The organism is Streptomyces sp. NPDC002896 (assembly GCF_040295225.1).
Taxonomy (GTDB): Bacteria; Actinomycetota; Actinomycetes; order Streptomycetales; family Streptomycetaceae; genus Streptomyces.
This window is the reverse complement of sequence record NZ_JBEOVA010000012.1, coordinates 1-22008: the sequence shown is the minus strand read 5'-3', so window position 1 is coordinate 22008 and position 22008 is coordinate 1. Positions and strand designations below refer to the sequence as shown.

The 22008-nt window shown below is 68.9% G+C and carries 18 protein-coding genes and 1 pseudogene; 10 read left to right on the top strand and 9 right to left on the bottom strand.

Annotated features, from left to right (window positions below; genetic code table 11):
- Positions 1–58: 58 nt before the first annotated feature.
- Positions 59–1090, top strand: coding sequence for an NADP-dependent oxidoreductase (locus ABT009_RS23420; RefSeq protein WP_351298125.1), 1032 nt, complete (start codon positions 59–61; stop codon positions 1088–1090).
- Positions 1091–1155: 65 nt separating this feature from the next.
- On the opposite strand, the gene ABT009_RS23415 is transcribed toward ABT009_RS23420, so the two are convergent.
- Positions 1156–1830: an SCO2400 family protein gene (locus tag ABT009_RS23415; RefSeq protein WP_351298122.1), complete on the bottom strand. Its 675-nt coding sequence runs from the start codon at positions 1828–1830 to the stop codon at positions 1156–1158.
- Positions 1831–2052: 222 nt separating this feature from the next.
- Between ABT009_RS23415 and ABT009_RS23410 the strand changes: the two genes are divergently transcribed.
- From ABT009_RS23410 to ABT009_RS23375, 8 genes and pseudogenes are all read left to right on the top strand, one after another.
- Complete coding sequence (locus tag ABT009_RS23410; RefSeq protein WP_351298731.1) at positions 2053–3216, top strand: mandelate racemase/muconate lactonizing enzyme family protein; 1164 nt, start codon at positions 2053–2055, stop codon at positions 3214–3216.
- Positions 3213–4223, top strand: coding sequence for a zinc-dependent alcohol dehydrogenase (locus ABT009_RS23405; RefSeq protein ID WP_351298120.1), 1011 nt, complete (start codon positions 3213–3215; stop codon positions 4221–4223). Before ABT009_RS23410 ends, ABT009_RS23405 begins: the two co-directional genes overlap by 4 nt.
- A gap of 149 nt (positions 4224–4372) precedes the next feature.
- Positions 4373–5335 carry a hypothetical protein gene (locus ABT009_RS23400; RefSeq protein WP_351298117.1) on the top strand — a complete coding sequence of 321 codons (963 nt, stop codon included), beginning with the start codon at positions 4373–4375 and terminating at the stop codon, positions 5333–5335.
- 137 nt (positions 5336–5472) lie between these two features.
- The gene (gene chvE / locus ABT009_RS23395; RefSeq protein WP_351298115.1) at positions 5473–6585 is read left to right on the top strand and encodes a multiple monosaccharide ABC transporter substrate-binding protein; all 1113 of its coding nucleotides are present in this window, start codon (positions 5473–5475) and stop codon (positions 6583–6585) included.
- Positions 6586–6631: 46 nt separating this feature from the next.
- On the top strand, positions 6632–8182 hold the full coding sequence (mmsA, locus tag ABT009_RS23390) for a multiple monosaccharide ABC transporter ATP-binding protein (RefSeq protein ID WP_351298112.1): 1551 nt from the start codon (positions 6632–6634) through the stop codon (positions 8180–8182).
- Positions 8179–9423 (top strand): multiple monosaccharide ABC transporter permease, encoded by a 1245-nt coding sequence (mmsB, locus tag ABT009_RS23385; RefSeq protein WP_351298109.1) that lies wholly within the window; start codon positions 8179–8181, stop codon positions 9421–9423. Before mmsA ends, mmsB begins: the two co-directional genes overlap by 4 nt.
- A gap of 149 nt (positions 9424–9572) precedes the next feature.
- Positions 9573–10634 carry an aldose epimerase family protein gene (locus ABT009_RS23380; RefSeq protein WP_502989942.1) on the top strand — a complete coding sequence of 354 codons (1062 nt, stop codon included), beginning with the start codon at positions 9573–9575 and terminating at the stop codon, positions 10632–10634.
- Positions 10635–10751: 117 nt separating this feature from the next.
- Positions 10752–12077: pseudogene (locus ABT009_RS23375) on the top strand (pyridoxal phosphate-dependent aminotransferase); the annotation flags it as partial.
- A 49-nt stretch (positions 12078–12126) separates the two neighbouring features.
- Here ABT009_RS23375 and ABT009_RS23370 read toward each other — a convergent pair.
- The 8 genes from ABT009_RS23370 to ABT009_RS23335 all read right to left on the bottom strand — a co-directional run bounded on the left by ABT009_RS23370 (position 12127) and on the right by ABT009_RS23335 (position 20890).
- On the bottom strand, positions 12127–13092 hold the full coding sequence (locus ABT009_RS23370; RefSeq protein ID WP_351298103.1) for a pectate lyase family protein: 966 nt from the start codon (positions 13090–13092) through the stop codon (positions 12127–12129).
- A gap of 168 nt (positions 13093–13260) precedes the next feature.
- Positions 13261–14769, bottom strand: coding sequence for an arabinosylfuranosidase ArfA (gene arfA, locus ABT009_RS23365; RefSeq protein ID WP_351298101.1), 1509 nt, complete (start codon positions 14767–14769; stop codon positions 13261–13263).
- Positions 14770–14925: 156 nt separating this feature from the next.
- Complete coding sequence (locus ABT009_RS23360; RefSeq protein WP_351298098.1) at positions 14926–15903, bottom strand: arabinan endo-1,5-alpha-L-arabinosidase; 978 nt, start codon at positions 15901–15903, stop codon at positions 14926–14928.
- A 21-nt stretch (positions 15904–15924) separates the two neighbouring features.
- Positions 15925–16788 (bottom strand): carbohydrate ABC transporter permease, encoded by an 864-nt coding sequence (locus ABT009_RS23355; RefSeq protein WP_351298095.1) that lies wholly within the window; start codon positions 16786–16788, stop codon positions 15925–15927.
- Positions 16785–17723, bottom strand: coding sequence for a carbohydrate ABC transporter permease (locus tag ABT009_RS23350; protein ID WP_351298092.1), 939 nt, complete (start codon positions 17721–17723; stop codon positions 16785–16787). Before ABT009_RS23350 ends, ABT009_RS23355 begins: the two co-directional genes overlap by 4 nt.
- Entirely contained in the window at positions 17720–19069 is a 1350-nt protein-coding gene (locus ABT009_RS23345) for an extracellular solute-binding protein (RefSeq protein WP_351298089.1), read from the bottom strand. The genes ABT009_RS23350 and ABT009_RS23345 overlap by 4 nt, the downstream gene beginning before the upstream one ends.
- Before the next feature lie 202 nt (positions 19070–19271).
- The gene (locus ABT009_RS23340) at positions 19272–20120 is read right to left on the bottom strand and encodes an SMP-30/gluconolactonase/LRE family protein (protein WP_351298086.1); all 849 of its coding nucleotides are present in this window, start codon (positions 20118–20120) and stop codon (positions 19272–19274) included.
- Positions 20120–20890, bottom strand: a complete 771-nt coding sequence (locus ABT009_RS23335) for an IclR family transcriptional regulator (RefSeq protein ID WP_351298083.1) — start codon at positions 20888–20890, stop codon at positions 20120–20122. Before ABT009_RS23335 ends, ABT009_RS23340 begins: the two co-directional genes overlap by 1 nt.
- 153 nt (positions 20891–21043) lie before the next feature.
- Here ABT009_RS23335 and ABT009_RS23330 point away from each other — a divergent pair, with 153 nt between their 5' ends.
- Positions 21044–21712 carry a hypothetical protein gene (locus ABT009_RS23330; protein ID WP_502989941.1) on the top strand — a complete coding sequence of 223 codons (669 nt, stop codon included), beginning with the start codon at positions 21044–21046 and terminating at the stop codon, positions 21710–21712.
- Positions 21713–22008: the final 296 nt, after the last annotated feature.

The following is a 22008-nucleotide window of genomic DNA, read 5'->3' as shown; positions in this document are numbered from 1 at the left end:
TGAAATATTCAGGAGCATGGTTGTTTCAGAACGTGAAACATCCAGGAAAGGTGCCCCCATGTCCGTGAGCCCCCAGCAGCTGCCCGCGACCAGCCGCGAATGGCACCTGCTGAGCTACCCGCACGGCTGGCCCAAGCCCGAGGACTTCGCCCTGCGCGAGGTCGAGCTGCCGCAGCCTGGCGAGGGCCAGGTGCTCGTGCGCAACCTCTTCCTGTCCGTGGACCCGTACATGCGGGGCCGGATGAGCACGGCCAAGTCGTACGTCGCACCCTTCGAGCTGAACGAGCCGATGCAGGGCGGCGCCGTCGGCCGCATCGTCGCGTCGGACGTCGAGGGCCTGGAGGTCGGCGACCACGTCCTGCACTTCGAGGGCTGGCGCGAGTACGCGGCGGTCAACGCGAAGCACGCCGTGAAGGTCGACCCCGAGGCGGCGCCGCTGAGCACCTACCTCGGCGTGCTGGGCATGACGGGCCTGACCGCGTACGCGGGACTGCTGCGCGTCGCCGAGTTCAAGGAGGGCGAGACCGTCTTCGTGTCCGGCGCGGCCGGTGCCGTCGGCAGCCAGGTCGGCCAGATCGCCAAGCTCAAGGGCGCCGCACGCGTGATCGGCTCTGCCGGCTCGGACGAGAAGGTCAAGCTGCTCGTCGAGGAGTACGGCTTCGACGCGGCCTTCAACTACAAGAGCGGCCCGGTCTCCCAGCAGCTGCGCGAGGCCGCCCCGGACGGCATCGACGTCTACTTCGACAACGTCGGCGGCGACCACCTCGAGGCCGCGATCGGCTCCCTCAACCGGGGCGGCCGGATCGCCGTCTGCGGCATGATCTCCGTCTACAACGCCACCGAGCCCGCGGCAGGGCCGCGCAACCTCGCCCGCCTGATCCAGACCCGCGGCCGCATCGAGGGCTTCCTCGTCGGCGACCACTACGACCTGCAGCCGCAGTTCGTACAGGAGGTCGGCGCCTGGGTCCGCTCCGGTGAGCTGAAGTACCGCGAGACCGTCGTCGAGGGCATCGAGAACAACCTGGAGGCCTTCCTCGGGGTGCTGCGCGGCGACAACACCGGGAAGATGATCGTCGCGCTTGAGGGCTGACAGGCCCAGCCGTGCGGCGTCGGACGTCGACCTGGGCGTCAGACGCCGCACGCCCCGCGCTCAGCTCAGCTGCACCACCACAGAAAGCGAGTGCACGTCTCCGACGGCTCCGGGTCCGGTGTCGGCGCGGAAGCGGTCGGCCGGGGCGCCGTGGGGCGAATCACAGTCGAGCCCGTGGACGAGGGTGTCGGCGCCGCGCCCGACGAGCCGGGCCCCGAGCTGGACTGCCCCTCCCCCGACTTACCCTCTTCGTCCTTTTTCTTCTTCTTGCTCTTCTCGGACTCCGACGCCGACGGCGAGGCGCTGGCGGACTCCCGATCCGCCGCGGATGAGCCCGACCCCCCACTGATGGGCCGCGCGCTGCTCGCGCCGGTCGGCGAGCCGTCCACGGAGTCGTCCGCGACGGCGTCGGGCGCAGTGGCCGTCCGATCGTCACCCGGCGACTCGAGCCCCAGTTCGGTCAGGCTCAGCCCGCCGACGGCCAGCACAAATCCCGCACCGATGAACAGCGTTCGGCGGCGCCTTCGGCGGCGCGCCCGCAGCGATGCGCGGCGTCCGCGGCCGCGACGGCCGCCGCCGTCGGACTCCGCCTCTTCTTCGTACGCGTCGTCCGCCCCGTCCGCCGCCTCCTGTGCGGCGACGGCCTCCGCGTACTCACGGCAGGCTTCGGCGGGCGTTCCGCACCCCGGGCAGGCGAGGGCGCCGTTGAGGTGCCTTCGGCACGGGTGGCAGTAGTCCATGACGCACGCAGGCTAGATCCAGCACCAGTAACGGAAAAAGTGACTGGTGTGAAAGTTGTGTAGGGAATGGCCCGTTCCGGCGCGTCACCCGAGGTCTCTGCGGCATGTCGCCGCAACACATATGTGCCCGAACCATTGACACTCGACCTGCGCCGTCCTTACTGTCTCGCCAGCATTTCGAACGTGAGCCGAAATTTCGAACAAGCACTGGGGGCAACTGCCGTGCGCATCACCGGAATCAGCACATACGTGGTCGGGACGCCGTGGCGCAACCTGACGTACGTCCAGGTGCACACCGACGAGGGCATCACAGGTGTCGGCGAGACCCGGATGCTGGGCCACACCGATGCGCTGCTCGGCTACCTGCGCGAGGCCGAGGCCAACCACATCATCGGTTCCGATCCGTTCGCTGTCGAGGACCTGGTCCGCCGGATGAAGTACGGCGACTACGGCCGGGCGGGCGAGATCGTGATGTCCGGCATCGCCGTGATCGAGATGGCCTGCTGGGACATCAAGGGCAAGGCGCTCGGGGTGCCGGTGTGGCAGCTCCTGGGCGGCAAGGTCACCGACAAGGTCAAGGCGTACGCCAACGGCTGGTACACCACCGAGCGCACCCCGGAGGCGTACCACAAGGCCGCGCAGGAGGTCATGGCGCGCGGCTACAAGGCGCTGAAGATCGACCCGTTCGGGACGGGCCACTTCGAGCTCGACCACGAGCAGACCCTGTACGCGGTCTCGCTGATCGAGGCCGTGCGGGACGCGATCGGCCCGGACTCCGAGCTGATGCTGGAGATGCACGGCCGCTTCTCGCCCGCGACCGCCGTCCGCCTCGCGCGCGAGCTCGCCCCCTTCAAGCCCGCGTGGCTGGAGGAGCCGGTGCCGCCGGAGAACCTCAAGGCCCTGGAGAAGGTCGCCGCGAAGGTCGACATGCCGGTCGCGACCGGTGAGCGCATCCACGACCGGATCGAGTTCCGCGAGCTCTTCGAGAGCCAGGCCGTGGACATCATCCAGCCCGACGTCGGCCACATCGGCGGCATCTGGGAGACCCGCAAGCTCGCGGCGACCGCGGAGACGCACTACATGCTGGTCGCCCCGCACAACGTCGGCGGCTCTGTGCTGACGGCGGCGAGCCTCCAGGTGGGCTTCACCTCGCCCAACTTCAAGATCCTGGAACACTTCAACGACTTCGCGGACGCGGAGATCAAGAAGGTCGTCAAGGGCGCCCCGCAGGTCGTCGACGGCTACTTCCACATCTCGGACGCGCCCGGTCTCGGCGTCGAGCTCGACACGGACGCGGCCGCCGAGTTCCCGCAGCAGCAGGCCCGGTTCGACCTGTGGGCCGAGGGCTGGGAGAAGCGGGACCCGAAGCAGAAGGGGCAGCAGTGAGCACTGCCGTCGTACTGGACGCGCCCGGCTCCTACCGGCTGGTCGCGCACACGCCGCGCGACCCCGCGCCCGGCGAGGCCCTCGTCCGCGTGCACGCGAGCGGGATCTGCGGCAGCGACCGCGAGATCTACCAGGGCAACCGGCCCGAGGGCTATGTGCGCTTCCCCCTCACGCCCGGCCACGAGTGGTCCGGGACCGTCGAGGCGGTCGGCGACGGCGTGCCCGAGGGGCTCGTGGGCCGGAAGGTCGTCGGCGAGGGCTTCCGCAACTGCCAGGTGTGCGACCGGTGCCACGCGGGTGACACGACGCTGTGCACCGCGGGCTACGAGGAGACCGGGTTCACGCAACCCGGCGCCATGGCCGCGACGCTGACCCTGCCGGCCCGGCTGCTCCACATCCTGCCCGACGACGCCGATCTGACGGCCGCCGCACTCCTCGAGCCCGCCGCGTGCATCGCCGCGGCTGCGCTGAAAGCGAACGCGCGGCCCGGCGAGCGGGTCGCCGTGGTGGGCACCGGAACGCTCGGGATGTTCGCCGTGCAGTTCCTCGCCGCCGGCTCGCCCGCCGAGCTGCTGGTGGTCGGAACCCGCCCGGACCGGCGCGAGATGTCGCTGTCCTTCGGGGCCACGGACTTCCGGACCCGGGACCAGGAGCTTCCCGACGACTTCGACGTGGTGATCGAGACCGCGGGATCGGCCTCGGCCGCCCGCACCTCCGCCGCCCTGCTGCGCCGCGGTGGGCGGCTCGTCCTCACCGGCATCCCCGCGCCGGGCGCCGACGGGCTCGACCCGACGGACCTCGTGGTGCGCCAGCTCGAGGTGCAGACCGTCTTCGGCGCCCCGCCCGCCGCCTGGGCGCACACCGTACGGGCCTTCGGCGCCGGGCTGCTGAACCCGCTGCCGCTGGTCACCCACGAGCTGCCCCTCACGGGCTTCGCCGAGGCGATCGAGCTGGTGGGCTCGGGCGACCCCAAGGTCGGCAAGGTTCTGCTCAAGCCGGCCGCCTAGACCGTACGCCGGTACGGGGCTCCTGACACCCCGTACCGGCGTACACCCACACCCCCGAACCTCGTACGAGATATCAAACGCGTAAACGCGGCCGCATCAACGCCGTTGATCGACTATCAACACAGCTGAACGACTTTTCGAGGAGAACCGTGCCCGAGCCCACCGCCCCCCGCCGTCCCGGCGAAAGCGCCCTCGGCCAGCTCGGCTTCGGCGCACCCGCACCGGAACCGGCCGACGCCTCACCGCACTCGTTCCCGGACGGCGGTACCTGGCGCACCGAAGTCCCGTCCGTGGAAGGACCCGAGGCGCTCGCCGTGGTCCTCAAGGAGACCTCCCGGCTCGATGTGCCGGTCCACCGCATCAGCCAGGGCAGCGGCATCTGGATGCTGACCGACGCCGAGATCACGGAGATGGTCGAGGCCTGCGCCGAACGCGACATCGAGCTGTGCCTGTTCACCGGGCCGCGCGGCACCTGGGACATCGGCGCCGCGACGCGTACCGATTCCGGTGGTGCCGGTCTGCGGGCGCGCGGCCACGACTCCGTCGCGGGCTGCGTGGAAGACGCCCTGCGCGCCACCGAGTTGGGCGTCAAGTGCCTGCTCGTCGCCGACGAGGGCGTGCTGTGGCTGCTGCACCAGCTGCGCGAGCAGGGCGTGCTGCCCGCCGACACGACCTTCAAGGTGTCGGCGCTGGTCGGGCCCGTGAACCCGGCGTCGTTCTCCGTGTGGGAGCAGCTGGGCGCCGACTCGATCAACATCCCTTCGGATCTCACCTTCCAGCACCTCACCGAGATCCGGCGGGCGAGCCGCACCCCCATGGACCTGTATGTCGAGGCTCCGGACGACCTGGGCGGCTACGTGCGGATGTACGACGCGGCGGAGTTGATCCGGCGCGGTGCGCCGCTTTACCTGAAGTTCGGGCTCTCCAAGGCGCCCGGTATCTACCCGTACGGCGCACATATGCGGGACACCGTGCTCGCGACCGCGCGCGAGCGGGTACGGCGCGGCCGCCTCGTTCTGGATCTTCTTGCCCGACACGGCGCTGACGGTGGCATGTCCCCGCTAGGCTCCCGACTGCCTGGGCAGCTCAAGCGTTTCGCGATTCCCACATAACGTTCCGGCCAAACCCTCTTCACAGAAGAAGACACCGCCGCGCAGAATCCGACACGACCTGCACAGGTCCGTCACATTTCGCTCGTCGCAGTCTCTCTCGCCAGACCGGGCACCACCCCACATCAAGGATGTTGATCATGCGCAATCGCAGAGCCGTCACCCTCGCCACCGCGGTCACCGCAGCCATGGCGCTCACCCTCACCGCCTGCGGCCAGAACAGCGAGGGCGGCAGCGAGGGGAGCAAGGACAGCGCCAAGGGCGGCACCATCGGCATCGCGATGCCGACGAAGTCCTCCGAGCGCTGGATAGCCGACGGCAAGAACGTGGTCGCGGACCTGGAGTCCAAGGGCTACAAGACCAAGCTGGTCTACGGCGAGGACGACCCCGACCAGCAGGTCTCGCAGATCGAGAACCTGATCACCCAGGGCGTCAAGGCGCTGATCATCGCGGCGATCGACAACAAGTCGCTGGACAACGTCCTGCAGCAGGCCAAGGACGCCGACATTCCGGTGATCTCCTACGACCGCCTCATCCTCGGCACCAAGAACGTCGACTACTACGCGTCCTTCGACAACGAGAAGGTCGGCGAGCTCCAGGCCACCTACATGGTCGAGAAGCTCGGTCTGAAGGACGGCAGCAAGAAGGGCCCGTTCAACATCGAGCTCTTCGCCGGCTCCAACGACGACAACAACACCCGGTACTTCTTCCAGGGTGCGATGAACGTCCTGCAGCCGTACATCGACAAGAAGCAGCTCGTCGTCAAGTCCGGCCAGACCGAGCTGACCCAGGTCACCACCCTGCGCTGGGACGGCGCCACCGCGCAGCGGCGCATGGACGACATCCTCACCAAGTCGTACAAGACCGCCGAGGTCAACGCGGTGCTCTCGCCGTACGACGGCATCTCCATCGGCATCCTCTCGGCGCTGAAGTCGGACGGCTACGGCTCCAAGGACAAGCCGCTGCCGGTCGTCACCGGGCAGGACGCCGAGGTCGCCTCGGTGAAGTCGATCATCGCCGGCGAGCAGTCGATGACCGTGTACAAGGACACCCGCGAGCTCGCCAAGGTGGCCTCGAGCATGGTCGACTCCGTCCTCAACGGCAAGAAGCCCGAGGTCAACGACACCAAGACCTACGACAACGGCTCCAAGGTCGTCCCGGCGTACCTGCTCGAGCCGGTCGCCGTCGACAAGACCAACTACCAGAAGATCGTCGTGGACTCCGGCTACATCAAGGCAAGCGACCTCAAGTAACCGCCGCCACCGACCGACGATTCACCACTGATTGGAAGGCAAGACCATGGCGGGACCCGTCCTGGAAATGCGCTCGATCGTCAAGACCTTTCCCGGCGTCAAGGCGCTGTCGGACGTCACGCTGACCGTCCAGCAGGGCGAGGTCCACGCCATCTGTGGGGAGAACGGCGCCGGTAAGTCGACCTTGATGAAGGTCCTCTCCGGCGTCCACCCGCACGGTTCCTACGAGGGCGAGATCCTCTTCGAGGGAGAGGTCTGCCGCTTCAAGGACATCCGGGCGAGTGAGCAGCACGGCATCGTCATCATCCACCAGGAGCTGGCGCTGGTGCCGTACCTCTCCATCGCCGAGAACATCTTCCTCGGCAACGAGCACGCCACGCGCGGGCTCATCAACTGGAACGAGACCCTGCGGCACGCCACCGAGCTGCTGCGCCGGGTCGGTCTCTCCGACCACCCGGAGACCCGCGTCGCCGACATCGGCGTGGGCAAGCAGCAGCTCGTGGAGATCGCGAAGGCGCTGTCGAAGAAGGTGAAGCTGCTCATCCTGGATGAGCCGACGGCCGCCCTCAACGACGAGGACAGCGGCAAACTCCTCGATCTCATCCTGGAGTTGAAGAAGCAGGGCATCACCTCGATCATCATCTCCCACAAGCTCAACGAGATCCGCAAGGTCGCCGACTCGGTGACGATCATCCGCGACGGCAAGTCCATCGAGACGCTCGACGTGAAGGCGCCGGAGACGACCGAGGACCGGATCATCAGCGGCATGGTCGGCCGCGACCTCGACCACCGCTTCCCGGAGCGCACCCCGCACGAGGCGGAGACGGGCGCCGCCCCGGCGCTGGAGATCCGCAACTGGACCGTGCACCACCCGATCGACCAGCAGCGCAAGGTGGTCGACGATGTGTCCATCAATGTGCGGCGCGGGGAGATCGTCGGGATCGCGGGCCTCATGGGCGCCGGCCGCACCGAGCTCGCGATGAGCGTGTTCGGGCGGACGTACGGCCGGTACACGGGCGGCACGGTCCTCAAGGACGGCAAGGAGATCCGTACGAAGACCGTCGCCGAGGCGGTCAAGCACGGGATCGCGTACGTCACCGAGGACCGCAAGCACTACGGCCTCAACCTCATCGACACCATCAACCGCAACATCTCGCTGACCGCCCTCGGCAAGGTCGCCAAGCGGGGTGTCGTCGACGAGCACGAGGAGCGGCAGGTCGCCGAGCGGTTCCGCAAGTCCATGAACATCAAGGCGCCGACCGTGTTCGAGCCGGTGGGCAAGCTGTCCGGCGGCAACCAGCAGAAGGTCGTCCTCAGCAAGTGGATCTTCGCGGGTCCGGACGTGCTGATCCTGGACGAGCCGACGCGCGGGATCGATGTCGGCGCCAAGTACGAGATCTACACGGTCATCGACCAACTGGCGGCCGAGGGCAAGGCGGTCGTCTTCATCTCCTCCGAGCTGCCGGAGCTGCTCGGCATGTGTGACCGCATCTACACGATGGCCGCGGGACGGCTGACCGGTGAGCTCCCGCGTGCCGAGGCCACGCAGGAATCGCTGATGCGCCAGATGACGAAGGACAAAGAGGTAACGCGATGAGCACGGAACTGACCGCCAAGAGCCCGGCCCCGGCGCCACCGGGCGGGACCCGATCGGGTACGGGCGGGGGCGTTGTGCAGCTGATGCTGGACGGCCTGCGCCGCAACATGCGGCAGTACGGCATGCTGCTCGCCCTCGGCCTGATCGTCGCCCTCTTCGCGGTCTGGACCGACGGCGACCTGCTGCTGCCGCGCAACGTCTCCAACCTGGTCCTGCAGAACAGCTACATCCTGATCCTCGCGATCGGCATGATGCTGGTGATCATCGCGGGCCACATCGACCTGTCGGTCGGTTCGCTGACGGCGTTCGTGGGCGCGTTCGCGGCCGTGCTGACGGTGCAGCACCATGTGTCGTGGCCGGTCGCCGTGGTGCTCTGTCTGCTGGCGGGCGCGGCGGCGGGCGCGGCGCAGGGGTTCTTCATCGCGTATCTCGGCATACCGTCGTTCATCGTCACCCTCGCCGGGATGCTGGTCTTCCGCGGTGTGACGGAGATCCTCCTGGAGGGGCAGACCCTCGGCCCCTTCCCCGTCGGGCTGCAGAAGATGGGCAACGGCTTCCTGCCCGAGGTCGGCCCGGAGACCAACTACCACAACATCACGCTGCTGCTGGGCTTCGTCCTGATCGCCTTCGTGGTCCTCCAGGAGGTCCGCGACCGAAGGCGCCAGCAGGAGTTCGCGCTGGACGTGGTGCCGCGCAACATCTTCCTGCTCAAGCTCGTCGCCATCGTCGCCGCGGTCCTCGTGGTCACGATGCTGCTCGCCAGCTACAAGGGCGCGCCGATCATCCTGCTGATCCTGGGCGCGCTTGTGGTCGGATACGGCTACGTCATGCGCAACGCCGTCTTCGGCCGGCACATCTACGCGATCGGCGGCAACCTGCCGGCGGCGAAGCTGTCCGGCGTGAAGGACAAGAAGGTCACCTTCCTGGTCTTCCTGAACATGGGCGTGCTCGCGGCCCTGGCGGGTCTGACGATCGCCGCCCGTCTGAACGCGGCCTCTCCGAAGGCAGGCCTGAACTACGAACTCGAGGCGATCGCCTCGGCGTTCATCGGTGGCGCGTCGATGAGCGGCGGTGTTGGCACCGTGCTCGGCGCGATCATCGGCGGTCTCGTCCTCGGCGTGCTGAACAACGGCATGAACCTGCTCAGCGTCGGCACCGACTGGCAGCAGGTCATCAAGGGCCTGGCCCTGTTGGCGGCCGTCGGCTTCGACGTGTGGAACAAGCGCAAGGGCGTTTCCTGACCTCCAGCGGCCTCTGAGCCGCACGGGAAAGGTACAGACGCACAGTGATCGTCGCGGCGGCGGCAGCGGGACTCGCTGCCGCCGCCGCGGCGCGCACGACGTACGCAACGCAAGGCAACGCAACGAGGACAGAGGACAGGAGGGAACCGGTGAGCCCGGTGATCCCGGTGAAGGAACTCTTCGGCACGCTCGCGGACGGCACCGAGGTCCACCGCTGGTCGCTCGGATACGGCGGCACGCGGATGAAGGTCCTGTCGTACGGCGGGATCGTCCAGTCGCTGGAGCTCCCGGACCGGCACGGCCGGTACGCGAACGTGTCGCTCGGCTTCGAGGGCCTCGACGACTACGTGGCGTCCAGCCCGTACTTCGGGGCGCTCATCGGCCGCTTCGGCAACCGCATCGCCAAGGGCCGCTTCACGCTCGACGGCGAGACACACGAGCTGCCCGTCAACGACGGCGAGAACTCCCTGCACGGCGGCGGAGACTTCGACAAGCGGGTGTGGGACGTCGAGCCGTTCGCGTCGGGCTCCGATGTCGGGCTCGTCCTGACCCACACCAGCGCCGACGGCGAGATGGGCTACCCCGGCACCCTCACGTCCAAGGTCACGTACACCCTCACCGCGGACGGCGACTGGCGCATCGACTACGAGGCGACCACGGACAGGCCCACGGTCGTCAACCTCACCAGCCACGTCTACTGGAACCTCGCGGGCGAGGGCAGCGGCTCCGTCCACGACCACGAGCTGCAGCTGGCCGCGTCCCGCTACACCCCGGTCGACTCCGGCCTCATCCCGACCGGTGAGCTGACGGACGTGGCGGGCACCCCGTTCGACTTCCGCAGCGCCAAGACCGTCGGCGAGGACGTCCGGGTCGCCGACCGGCAACTGCTGTACGCCCAGGGCTTCGACCACAACCTCGTGCTGGACAAGGGCGTGACGGCAGGGCCCGAGCACTTCGCGACCCTGAAGGACCCGTCCTCCGGCCGGGCCCTGAAGATCGCCACGACCGAGCCGGGCGTGCAGTTCTACTCCGGCAACTTCCTGGACGGCACGCTGGTCGGCACGGGCGGCTCCATCTACCGGCAGGGCGACGCCCTGTGCCTGGAGACCCAGCACTTCCCGGACTCCCCCAACCAGCCGTCGTTCCCGTCGACGGTACTGCGCCCGGGCGAGACGTACCGGTCGACGACGGTGCACTCCTTCAGCGCGTAACCGGTGTGGGAAGGATGCGCCCCATGCGCCCCTCCCGTTGAACGCGCCCCCTTCCGTATCCGTACCAACGGGCGGCCCGCGTCTCCGCGGGTCGCCCACGGACGGGAGGCAGCCCCCTTGGCACCGGCAGGAAACGTCACCTCGCTGTTCCGCGCCACCACGGCGCACACCCCGTCGTACGCCGCGCTCACCAGGGAGAGCGAGGGGGACGGCCCGACGGACTTCTGCATCCCGTGCAACCCGTACTTCCCGTCGCCCGCCATGTTCGACGAGCTGTCGGTGCGGCTGCGCGAGATCCTGACGTACTACCCGAGCAGCGCGGACACCATCACCGCCGAGCTGTGCTCGGTGCTCAGGCTGCCCGCCCAGTGCGTGGCCATGGGCAACGGCTCGACCGAACTCATCACCTGGATCGACCACCTGCTGGTCCGTGAGTCGCTCGCGGTGCCCGTCCCCACCTTCGGCCGCTGGACCGACCAGCCGATGGAGACCGGCAAGCGCGTCGACATGTTCCCGCTGCCGGAGGCCGACGGCTTCGCGCTGGACCCGGCCGCGTACGTGCAGTTCATACGCGCCAGAGGCTCCCGCGTCGCCGTACTCTGCAACCCCAACAACCCGGACGGCGGCCACCAGCCGCGCCGGGCCGTCCTGTCGCTCCTCGACGCGCTGCAGGACCTCGACCTGATCGTCGTCGACGAGTCCTTCCTGGAGTTCTCCGACGCGGAGACGGAACCGAGCGTCGTACAGGACGCGATGCTCCGCCCGAACGTCATCGTGCTGCGCAGCCTCGGCAAGAACTTCGGGCTGCACGGCGTGCGCTTCGGCTACCTGGTCTCCAACCCGGCGCTGGCCGGCAAGGTGCGCGCCGCCCTGCCGAAGTGGAACCTCAACTCCTTCGCGGAGACGGTGGTGTTCATGCTCAAGGAGCACGGCCGCGAGTACGCGGAGAGCCTCCACCTGGTCCGCCGCGACCGCATCGAGATGTCCCGCCGGCTCGCGGCACTGCCCGGCCTCACCGTCTACCCGTCCCAGGGCAACTTCCTCTTCGTACGGCTTCCCGTGGGCACCGACGGCACGACGGTACGGGACCGGCTGCTGACCGAGCACCGGATCCTGGTCCGCGAGTGCGGCAACAAGATCGGCAGCTCCAGCCGCTTCCTGCGGCTCGTGGTGCGCCCCCAGCCGGACGTCCTGCGCCTGGTGTCAGGGCTGGAACAGGTGCTCTACGGGAGCGGGAGGGGAGCCGCCGTGCCCGAGCTGGGGCAAGGGTCCCACTACAGCTCGGGCACGGCGGCGGTGGACCGGCTGGTGAGCGCCACGAACGGCGCGGGCCTGGCAGGCCTGGCCGCGCAGGTCCGGTCGGCGGGCCTCGCGGCACAGGCCCAGTCGGCGGGCCTGGCCGCTCCGCCCCAGCCCCTGCCGCAGGCCACGAACTGGCCCACGGCAGGGGTGGGACGGGCCGGGTGAGGGGACGGGCGTCCCTCCGTCTCCCTCAGATCCTCCCGGCCCCGGCGCCCGCCGCCACCGACGCGGCGACCGTCGACGCGGCCTCCGCGGTGTAGGAGTACGGCGGGGTGGTGAAGGAGCCCACCTGCGAGATCTCGGTGGCAGCGCCGCCGAGGTCGTTGCCGCGGAGCACGGCGTAGCCGTCGATGTCGCTGCTGCGGTTGGTGGTCACGGCGACCTTGGTCGAGGCGAACACGTTGTTCTCGACCAGCAGCTGCGCGCCCATCCGCGAGTGGCAGGCGGTGTCGGCGCCGACGACGTGGTTGTTGTAGAAGTGCCCCGTGCCGAAGCGCAGGCTGGGGATGCGCGAGTACACGTTGTTGAACTGGTTGTGGTGGTACGTCACGCGCAGATGGCCCGTGTCCTCGTCACCGTTGTTGTCGCTGTGCCCGACGAGTGAGCCCTTGAAGTGGTCCCGGAAGGTGTTCCAGGACACCGTCACGTAGTCGGAGGCGTGGTTGATGTCCAGGAGACCGTCGTAGTAGTCCTTGTCGTGGTCCCGGTCCGCGGAGAACGCGTTGTGGTCGATCCAGACCCTGGTGGACTCCTGGACGGTGATGCCGTCGGCCGGCGCGAGGGGCTTGCTGATGTTGAGATTGCGGACGATCACGTTGGTGGCCTCGATGATCCGCAACCCGCCGCCGGTGAATCCCGAAGAGGAACCGACGCCCAGGACCGTGGTGTTGGACCCGATGTCGACCTGACCGCTGAGTGTGATCAGACCCGAGACCCTGACCACCTTGGCCGCGTCGCCCTCCACGGCTGCCGCGAAGGCGGAGAGCGTGGAGACGGTGACGGGTGTGGCGCTGCCGCCGCCCGTGGTGCCGGCGCCGAAGCCTGTGGGGGCGGTTTCGGCGGCGGATGCGGCTTGCGGCAGGCCGCCGAGGGTCATGGCGGCGGCGGCTCCGCCGGTCATGACCATGAAGCGGCGCCTGCTGAGGTTCGTGCTCATTTCCGGATGTCCCTTCCGAAGTGAGGCAGCGTCATATCCGTGTCGCCGCGTTGCTCGGGAAGGTTGCCGGGTCCCGGGCGCGAATCACGGGCGGGAGTTCCCGAAGGAATTCCCGCCCGCGCGCGCCTGGGACCGGCCATCCGATACCTACGTCCGGTCCGCGATTCGTCAGGCCAGCCGGATCACGTTCCACGACAGCGGCTCAAGGGTGGCCGTCAGGGTGCCGTCCTGAAGGGCCGTGCCCTCGACCGCGTGCGGGGTCACCCGCTCCGGCTCGTCGAGCGTGTTCTTCGCCTCCGGGTCGGCGTCGGCCAGCGCGGTGTGCTCCACCACGGAGGTCAGCTCGAGCCCGTTCAGGGCCACTTCGAGCGGGAGCGGCTCGGTCTGGCTGCGGTTGACGGCGAACACCGTCACCGCGCCCGTCTCCGGGTCCCGGACGGCGGTCGCGTGCAGCAGCGGCACCTCGCCGAACTTCTTCGTCTCGTACGCCGGCGAGTCCACGCGTACGTCGAGGACCTGCCCGCGCCCGTACCGGGACGCCTGCGAGAAGGGGAAGAACGTCGTCTGCTTCCAGGCCGGGCCGCCGGGCTCGGTCAGGATCGGCGCAATGACGTTGACGAGCTGGGCGAGGCAGGCGACGGTCACCCGGTCCGCGTGCCGCAGCAGGGCGATGAGCAGCGAGCCGAAGACGACGGCGTCCGTGACGCTGTAGTTGTCCTCGAGCAGGCGCGGGGCCTCCTGCCAGTCCTCGACCTGGTGCGGGTTGGGCCGGCTCTGGTACCAGACGTTCCACTCGTCGAAGGAGAGGTTGATCTTCTTCTTCGACTTCAGGCGGGCGCCGATGTGGTCGCAGGTGGCGACCACGTTCTCGATGAAGGACTCCATGTCGACGGCGGAGGCGAGGAACGAGTCCCGGTCGCCGTCGGTCTCCTCGTAGTAGGCGTGCAGGGAGATGTAGTCGACGAGGTCGTAGGCCTCGGCGAGGACCTTCGCCTCCCAGTCGGCGAAGGTCGGCATGGACTGGCTGGACGAGCCGCAGGCGACCAGCTCCAGCTTCGGGTCGATCTGGCGCATCGCGCGGGCGGTCTCGGCGGCGAGGCGGCCGTACTCCTCGGCCGTCTTGTGGCCCGTCTGCCAGGGGCCGTCCATCTCGTTGCCGAGGCACCACAGGCGGATGTCGAACGGGTCCTTGTCGCCGTGGGTGACGCGCAGGTCCGAAAGGGCGGTGCCCGACGGGTGGTTGGCGTACTCCTGGAGCTCCAGGGCCTCCGCCACACCGCGCGTACCGAGGTTGATGGCCATCATCGGCTCGGCCTGCGGCCCGATCTTCCTCAGGAAGGCGATGTACTCGCTGAGCCCGAAGCGGTTGGACTCCGTCGACCGCCAGGCCAGGTCGAGACGGCGCGGCCGCTCGTCCGCGGGGCCGACGGAGTCCTCCCACTTGTAGCCGGAGACGAAGTTGCCGCCGGGGTAGCGGACTGCGGTGACGCCGAGTTCGCGGATCAGCTCGAGCACGTCCGTCCTGAGGCCCGCCTCGTCCGCCGTCGGGTGACCCGGCTCGTAGATGCCGGTGTAGACGCAGCGGCCCAGGTGCTCGACGAAGGAGCCGAAGAGACGGGGGTTGACGTCGCCGACGGCGAAGGCGGGATCCAGTGTAAAGCGTGCGGGTGTGGTCATTTCTCCCTCTGGGGGTACCTCCCAGGCCCTTAAGGCACTGGGGGAGTTCGATATCACGTACATTGACCGGGACGTCGGACAGACGCTAAGGCGGGCGCGACCGCTGGTCAATGGGTCGCGCCCGCCTGATCCGCCGCTCTCAGTCCCAGGCCGGTATCACTCCCAGGCCGCAACGGCCGGCCACCCGTCCTTGCCCCAGCTCAGGGGGTTCAGGCCGAGCTTGGGTGTGCCGTTGTCGTCCGCGTCGTAGTAGTGGTACGCGAGGATGTCGCGGCCCTTGTCGCGGAACACGGACTCGCCCCCGGTGCCGATGAACCGGCCGTGCCCGGCGAGCAGCAGGTCGCCGCCGCCCTGGAGGAGCGGGGTGCCGTCGCTGTCGACGTACGGCCCGGTGACGGACTCCGACCGGCCGACGCGGATCTTGTAGGTGGAGTTCACGCCCGCGCAGCACGCGTCGTACGAGGCGAAGAGGTAGTAGTAGCGGCCGTGCTTGACGATGTACGGGCCCTCCACCGCGTACGGCGCGTCGGGCCGGGTCGCCAGGTGGTGGACGGTCGCGCCGGGCACCGCCTTGCCCGTCTCCGGGTCGAGCTCGACCATGCGGATGCCGGTCCAGTACGAGCCGAAGGACATCCACAGCCTGCCGTCGGCCCTGATCAGCGCCGGGTCGATGGCGTTCCAGCTGTCGGTCCGCTCGGAGCTGAAGGCCTTGCCGTGGTCGGTCCAGGTCCCGGGCAGGCCGCTCGGCGATGTGGCGACGCCGATCGCGGAGTGGTTGGAGCCCCAGGACGAGACGGCGTAGTACAGCCAGTACTTCCCGTCGCGGTACGAGATGTCGGGCGCCCACGGGTCACCGGTGTCGTTGTACTCGTACCACCAGCTCGGGGGCTCGGCGAAGGCGTTCCCGGAGTCCGCCCAGTGCTTGAGGTCCGTCGAGAGCCGGGCGCCGATGACGCCACCCGTCGAGTAGGCCGCGTACTGGCCGTTCTTGAGGTGGATGACCGACGGGTCGTGGATGATCTCCTGGCCGGTGATGGGCAGGGGGTCGGGGTAGGTGGTGTCCGCCTGGGCGGTGGTGGGCAGGAGGGCGAGGAGGGCGGCGGCGAGGACCGCCGCGTATCTGAGGCGCTTCAACTGCGTTGTTCCTCTCGGGCGTTACTGGCCGGCGAGGCCGGTGTGGGCCACACCCGCCACGATCTGGCGCTGGAAGAAGACGAAGACGATGATCAGCGGAAGTCCGGCCATCAGGCCGCCGGCCATGAGCTGGGCCCACTGGATGCCGTAGGAGTTCATGACGGTCGCGATGCCGTTCGGCATGGTCATCAGGTCCGGGTTGTTGGTCACCATGTACGGCCACAGGAAGTTGTTCCAGGACGCGATGAAGGTGAAGATGCCGACCGCGGCGAGCGAGGGCCGGGCGAGCGGGACCACGATGGTGAAGAAGACCCGCCAGCGGCCGGCGCCGTCGATGAAGGCGGCCTCCTCCAGTTCGCGCGGGATGCCCTGGAAGAACTTGTAGAGGATGTAGACCATCGCGGCGGGGGCGCACTGCGGAAGGATCATGCCCCAGTAGGTGTCGACCATCCCCATCTGCTGGACCGTGGTGAACAGGGGGACGCCGAGGACGGCCGGGGAGATCATCAGGCCGCTCATCACGAGGCCCATCAGGACGGCCTTGCCGCGGAACTCGGTGCGGGCGAAGCCGTATCCGGCGAGCGCGCTCACGAGCAGGACGATGGACGTCACACAGACGGAGACGACCAGGGAGTTGACGAACCAGTTGGTGATGTTCCCGGTCTCGAAGAGGGCCTTCCACGCCTGGCCCGTCCAGACCTTCGGCAGCCAGTGCGGCGGGATCTCGGCCGCCTCCGCCTCGGACTTGAGCGAGGTGAACAGGGCCGCGGCGAGCGGCGCCACGAAGACGGCGGAGACGACGACGCCGATCAGCGTGAGGACGATCTGGCTGGGCGTCCAGGGCCTGCGGGACTTGGTGCGTACGGTCGTCGCGGCGGTGGTCATCGGCCGCCCTCCTCACGGTTGCGCAGCAGCCACATCCGCGCCAGGGCGACGACTGCGATGATCACGAAGAAGATGATGGACATCGCGGAGGCGTAGCCCACGCGGTAGCTGGTGAAGCCCTGTTCGAGGGTGTACTGCACGAACGACCTGGTGCTGAGCTCCGGTCCCGGCGTGAAGTCCATCATCACGACGGCCTGGTCGAAGAGCTGGAGCGAGGCGAGGATCTGGAGCGCGATCACCAGGCCGGTGATGTTGCGCAGCATCGGCAGCGTGATGTGGACCATGCGGTGCCAGGCATTGGCGCCGTCCAGCTTGGCCGCCTCGTACAGGTGGTCGGGGATGCCCTGGAGCGCGGCAAGGTAGAGCAGGAAGCTGAAGCCGACCGTCCACCACAGGGTCTCGATGACGATGGCGAGCATCGCGTACGACTTGTCGGTCAGCCAGGGCGTGTCGATCCCGAGGACATGGTTGAACATGCCGATGCCCTGGGTGAACAGCCACTGGAACAGGTTGCCCGCGACGGTCGACGGCAGCAGGAACGGTACGAAGAAGCACAGCCGCCACAGCCACTTACCGCGCTCGATGTTGTGCGCGAGCATCGCGAGCAGGAAGGCGAGCACGGTGATGCACGGCACGACGAGCAGCGTGAAGTATGCGCTGTGGCCGAGCGCGTCCCACATCATCGAGTCGTGCAGGGCCTCGCGGTAGTTGTCGAGGCCGACGAAGCTCGCGTCGGCGCCGGAGATGTTGGCGTCGGTGAAGCTGAGGTAGATGCCGCGCAGCAGCGGCCAGATCACGAAGAGCGTGAACAGGACGAGGAACGGGGCGACGAACCAGCCGCCGTGCTGGAAGCCCTGGTTGCGGCGGACGGTCGCAGTCGCGGTCGCGGTCTTGGCGCGCGCCGGTGCGACGACGGTCTGAGCACTGGTCGTCATGCGACCGCACCTCCCTGCGCGGCGGTCTTGCCATCCATCGGGTTCTTCGAGGCGAGGAGCTTGGTGAGATGGTTCTTCATCGTCTGCGCCGCCGCGGCAGGCTTGGCCGAGCCCATGGTCGAGGAGACGACGATCGGGCCCAGGTCCTGGGCGAGGACGCCGGTGGAGCCCGCGAACCAGACCTTCGGCTCGTTGGCCTGGTGGTCCATGGCGCTCACGTACTCGTTCTGCGGTTCGAGCTTCTGGTACGCGGGCGTGGACAGGGTCGGCGTATAGGCGGGGATGTGGCCGCCGGCCGCCCACTGGAGGGCGTGCTTGACGACGTAGGCGGCGAGCTTGTGCGCGCCCTCGTTGGTGGCGCCGCCGCGGCCCGCCTGGTGCGGCAGGACGAAGGCGTGCGACTCGGCGTGGGTGGCCTGCTTGCCGAAGACGGGCGGCAGCGGGGTCGCCCCGTAATCGAGCTTGGCGCCGGAGAAGACCGGCACGGACCAGTTGCCCTCCCAGGTGAAGGGGGCGCCGTTGATGAACTGCTCGCCGGTGGGAGCACCGGGGATGACGTAGCCGTCGGTGACGTGCTGCCGGAAGAACTCCAGGACCTGGGTGGCCTTGTCGACGTCGAAGAGGACCTCGGTGCGGGCGTCGTTGAACCACTCGCCGCCGAGCTGGGTGTAGAAGGCGACGAAGAACCACCACTGGAAGTTCTGGTCGTTGGTCCACAGGCCGATGGTCTGCAGGCCCTTCTTCGTGACCTTCTTCGCCTTCTTCAGGACGTCGAACCACTCGTCGGTGGACGTGACCGGCAGGATCTTGCCGTCGTCGCCGAGCAGGTCCGCCTTCTTCAGCACGTCCTTGCGGTAGAAGCAGAGCTGGACGTGGATGTCGAGCGGGAGGGCGTAGAGCTTGCCGTCGATGACGCCGCGGTTCCACAGGGCGGGGTTGAAGTCCTCCTGCCGCACGCCGTACTTGGCGAGCAGCTCGACGTCCCAAGGGTCCAGGAGGCGGCCGGGCGAGAACCCGGTGACCCGTCCCATGTGCATGACGCCGAGCTCGGGGGCACGGTTGCCCGCGGCCGCCATGGCGAGCTTGGTGTAGAAGGGGTTGCCCCACTGGAGGGTGGAGTCCTTCACGTCGATGGCGGGGTTCGCCTTACGGAAGGCGTCCAGCATCGCGATCATGTTGTAGCCGTCGCCGCCGCTGAAGAGGTTCCAGTAGCGGACCCGGGTGCTCGCACTCGAGGCGAGCGCGTCCGCGCCCGTGCCACCCGCCGCGAAGGCGAAACTCCCAGCCACGCCCAACCCGCCGAGGCCGGCCAGGAGTTGCCTACGGCTCAGGGAAGGTCGTCCCATACCCCACCCTTACTGTTCGATATTCCGAATAACGCCCGTAACTTCGAACCCGGACCGTAGAGTCGAACAGATTTCGCGTCAATGGGTTGCGCAAAACTTTCAAGGTCCTTGGATTTCCAGGGCGATGAAATGCCGTCAGAGCTGCAGAAAGGCCCTCGCCGACATGCGCGGCGAGGGCCTTCCGGGACAGATGCCTGCCCGGCTAACCCGCGAAGACGGGATGGGCCAGCCCCTTCCCCACCCCCGGCACCACCAGCAGCGAGCCGGACAGCGGATGCGCTGCCTCAAGTCCCGTACGGGCGGTGGTGATGTACAGGTCGGTCAGGTCGGCGCCGCCGAACGCGCACGCCGTGGGACGGCGCACGGGCAGTTCGACGACGCAGTCCAGCTCGCCGTCGGGGGTGTAACGGCGGATCGCCCCACCGTCCCACAGCGCGACCCAGACGCACCCCTCCGCGTCGACGGTCAGCCCGTCCGGGAAGCCGGCGCCGTCCTCGACGACGGCCAGCGGACGCCTGTTCACGACGCGTTCGGCACCCTCCACGTCGAACACGTCGATCCGCCGCGTCGGCGAGTCGATGTAGTACATCAGCCGCCCGTCGGGGCTCCAGCCGGTGCCGTTGCTGACGGCGACGTCGTCGAGGACGACCTGGGTGGAGCCGTCGCCGGTGATCCGCGTCAGCGTGCCGCCGCCCGGCGCCTCGTCGTAGCGCATGGTCCCGGCCCAGAGGGAGCCGTCGGATGCGACGGCCGCGTCGTTGGCGCGGCGGCCGGGGACGGGGTCGCGGTGAAGCCAGCGGAAGTCGCCGCCGTCCGGGCCGTACAGCCCGACACCGTCCCGCAGGTTCACGACGAGGCCGCCGCCCGCGCGGGGCTTGGCGGCGCCGACGTGCTGCTCGGTGACCATGACCGTCCGGCGGCCGTCGGCCGGGTCGTACGTGTGGACACGCGACTGCAGGATGTCGATCCAGATCAGCCGCCCGGCGTCGGCGTCCCACGTGGGACCCTCACCCAGCTCGGCGTACTCGCGCACCGCAAGTTCGACGCCCATCACACCCCCCGGTAGCCGAGACGCTCGGACAGGTCGGCCGCACCCTTGGCGGCGAGCTGCTCCAGCTCGCCCTGGCGGTCGTCGCTCCAGCGGATCATCGGTACGGAGATGGAGAGCGCGGCGACGACGCGCCCCGTCCGGTCGCGCACCGGTGCCGCGACACAGCTCACGTCCGGGTTCGACTCGCGGCTCTCGACGGCGACCCCGCGCTCGCGGATCACGGCCAGGGCCTCGCGCAGCGCGGCCGGGTCGGTGATGCTGTTGGGGGTCATCGCGGCCAGGTCCGCGTCGTCCGGCACACGGGAGGCGAGCTCGGCATCAGGAAGGGAGGCCAGCAGCATCTTGCCGACGGACGTGCAGTGCGCGGGCAGCCGGCGGCCCGCGGCGGACACCATGCGCACCGCGTGCGTGGAGTCCACCTTGGCGATGTAGATGACGTCCGTGCCCTCGAGGATCGCGACGTGCACCGTCTCGTCGCAGGTCTCGGCGACGGTGCGGGCGACCTGCTGGCCCTCGGCCGCGAGGTCCAGCTGCTCGGCGTACCGGCTGCCGAGCTGGTACGGGCGCACACCGAGCCGGTAGCGGCCTGGCTGGCCCTGCACCGGGACGATGTAGGAACGGGCGGCGAGCGTGGTGACCAGCTCGTGCACCGTCGTGCGGGGCAGCTGTAGCTTACGGACGATGTCCGGCGCGGACAGGGTGCCGTCACCGTCCAGGAAGAGCTCGAGTATGTCGAGCGCCCGGGTCACGGCGGGTACTAGGCGGCCCACGACCCCTCCCTCTATGTTCGAAATTTCAACGGTCGACCGGAATGACGAACACAGGTTATGCGCAGCGCTCTTGGCAGGGCAATGGGCGGGCGGCAGGGTGTCCGTCCCGGCGAGTGGCCCGGGGGGACCCGCCCGTGCGCAACGATAGGCGGCATGCCCGCGCAGTCAGAGCACCCGGATCACCGGGATCACGCCGACCGTCCTGATCACCCTGATCATCCTGATCGTCCTGATCGGCCCGGTCGCCCCAAAGGCAGCCCCTTCACGCGCCGGGACTTCCAGCTCGTGCTGCTGCGCCGCATGGCGGACCACAATCCGGATCTCGTGGAGGGCGCCCGCCGCGAGCTGGGGGTCTCGCTCGCGGACATGCGGGAGGCCAATCGGCGCTGGCAGGCGATGGTCCGCTCCCCACGCGCGCGTGGCGCGGCGTCCCGGTACCGCTCCGTCCTCGGCACCCCCGAGTCGACCGCGGTCCGCAGGATCGGCGACCTCGAATGCGAGGCCCTGCTGTGGCCGGTCCCGCTCTGGCCCGACCTCCGCTTCGAGGTGCTGGTCGCCCCGAACGGCGCGGTGTGGAACGAGTGGCTGGTCCGGGCCCCCGGCGCTCCGGGCCCCACCCTTCGTACGATCGCGGACCTCCCCCCGTGGTCCTGCACGGTCGACGAGGTGGCCCGGGCCTTCGCGCCCGCCCGGCCGATGGAGGGCACGGCCCCCACGCGCTGGCGCCTCGCGTTCACGGCGCCGGACAGCGACGGCGCCCGGCGCAACGTCGTCGCAGAGTTCACCTGGGGGCTGCTGCAGCGGCTGACGTCGGTGGAGTGACCCGCCGCTTGCGTCGCTTCGAGCCACGTCACCGGTACGTGTTACGTGGCCGCCGCGAGGCCGGGGCGACGGAGGTGGTGTTCACCACGACGGAACTGGGTGGTGAGAGGAGACCGTCGCCGCCGAGGTGCGGCGCTACGGCCGACCGGCGCCGCACCTGGAAGCTGCTCGGGGAGCCGGCGAAGGGACTGAGGCGCGAGGGCTGGGGCGCAGTGCCGCCACACCCTCGTCAGTGATCAGGCCAGCTACCATGGCCGCCATTCTATTATCTTTGCTATCCTTATATCTATGGAGGG

Bases quoted from the DNA above. Each gene is read 5' to 3' on its own strand.
- ABT009_RS23420 (WP_351298125.1), top strand. From the start codon at position 59: ATGTCCGTGAGCCCCCAGCAGCTGCCCGCGACCAGCCGCGAATGGCAC.
- ABT009_RS23415 (WP_351298122.1), bottom strand. From the start codon at position 1,830: ATGGACTACTGCCACCCGTGCCGAAGGCACCTCAACGGCGCCCTCGCC.
- chvE (WP_351298115.1), top strand. From the start codon at position 5,473: ATGCGCAATCGCAGAGCCGTCACCCTCGCCACCGCGGTCACCGCAGCC.
- mmsA (WP_351298112.1), top strand. From the start codon at position 6,632: ATGGCGGGACCCGTCCTGGAAATGCGCTCGATCGTCAAGACCTTTCCC.
- mmsB (WP_351298109.1), top strand. From the start codon at position 8,179: ATGAGCACGGAACTGACCGCCAAGAGCCCGGCCCCGGCGCCACCGGGC.
- ABT009_RS23370 (WP_351298103.1), bottom strand. From the start codon at position 13,092: ATGAGCACGAACCTCAGCAGGCGCCGCTTCATGGTCATGACCGGCGGA.
- arfA (WP_351298101.1), bottom strand. From the start codon at position 14,769: ATGACCACACCCGCACGCTTTACACTGGATCCCGCCTTCGCCGTCGGC.
- ABT009_RS23355 (WP_351298095.1), bottom strand. From the start codon at position 16,788: ATGACCACCGCCGCGACGACCGTACGCACCAAGTCCCGCAGGCCCTGG.
- ABT009_RS23350 (WP_351298092.1), bottom strand. From the start codon at position 17,723: ATGACGACCAGTGCTCAGACCGTCGTCGCACCGGCGCGCGCCAAGACC.
- ABT009_RS23345 (WP_351298089.1), bottom strand. From the start codon at position 19,069: ATGGGACGACCTTCCCTGAGCCGTAGGCAACTCCTGGCCGGCCTCGGC.
- ABT009_RS23340 (WP_351298086.1), bottom strand. From the start codon at position 20,120: ATGGGCGTCGAACTTGCGGTGCGCGAGTACGCCGAGCTGGGTGAGGGT.
- ABT009_RS23330 (WP_502989941.1), top strand. From the start codon at position 21,044: ATGCCCGCGCAGTCAGAGCACCCGGATCACCGGGATCACGCCGACCGT.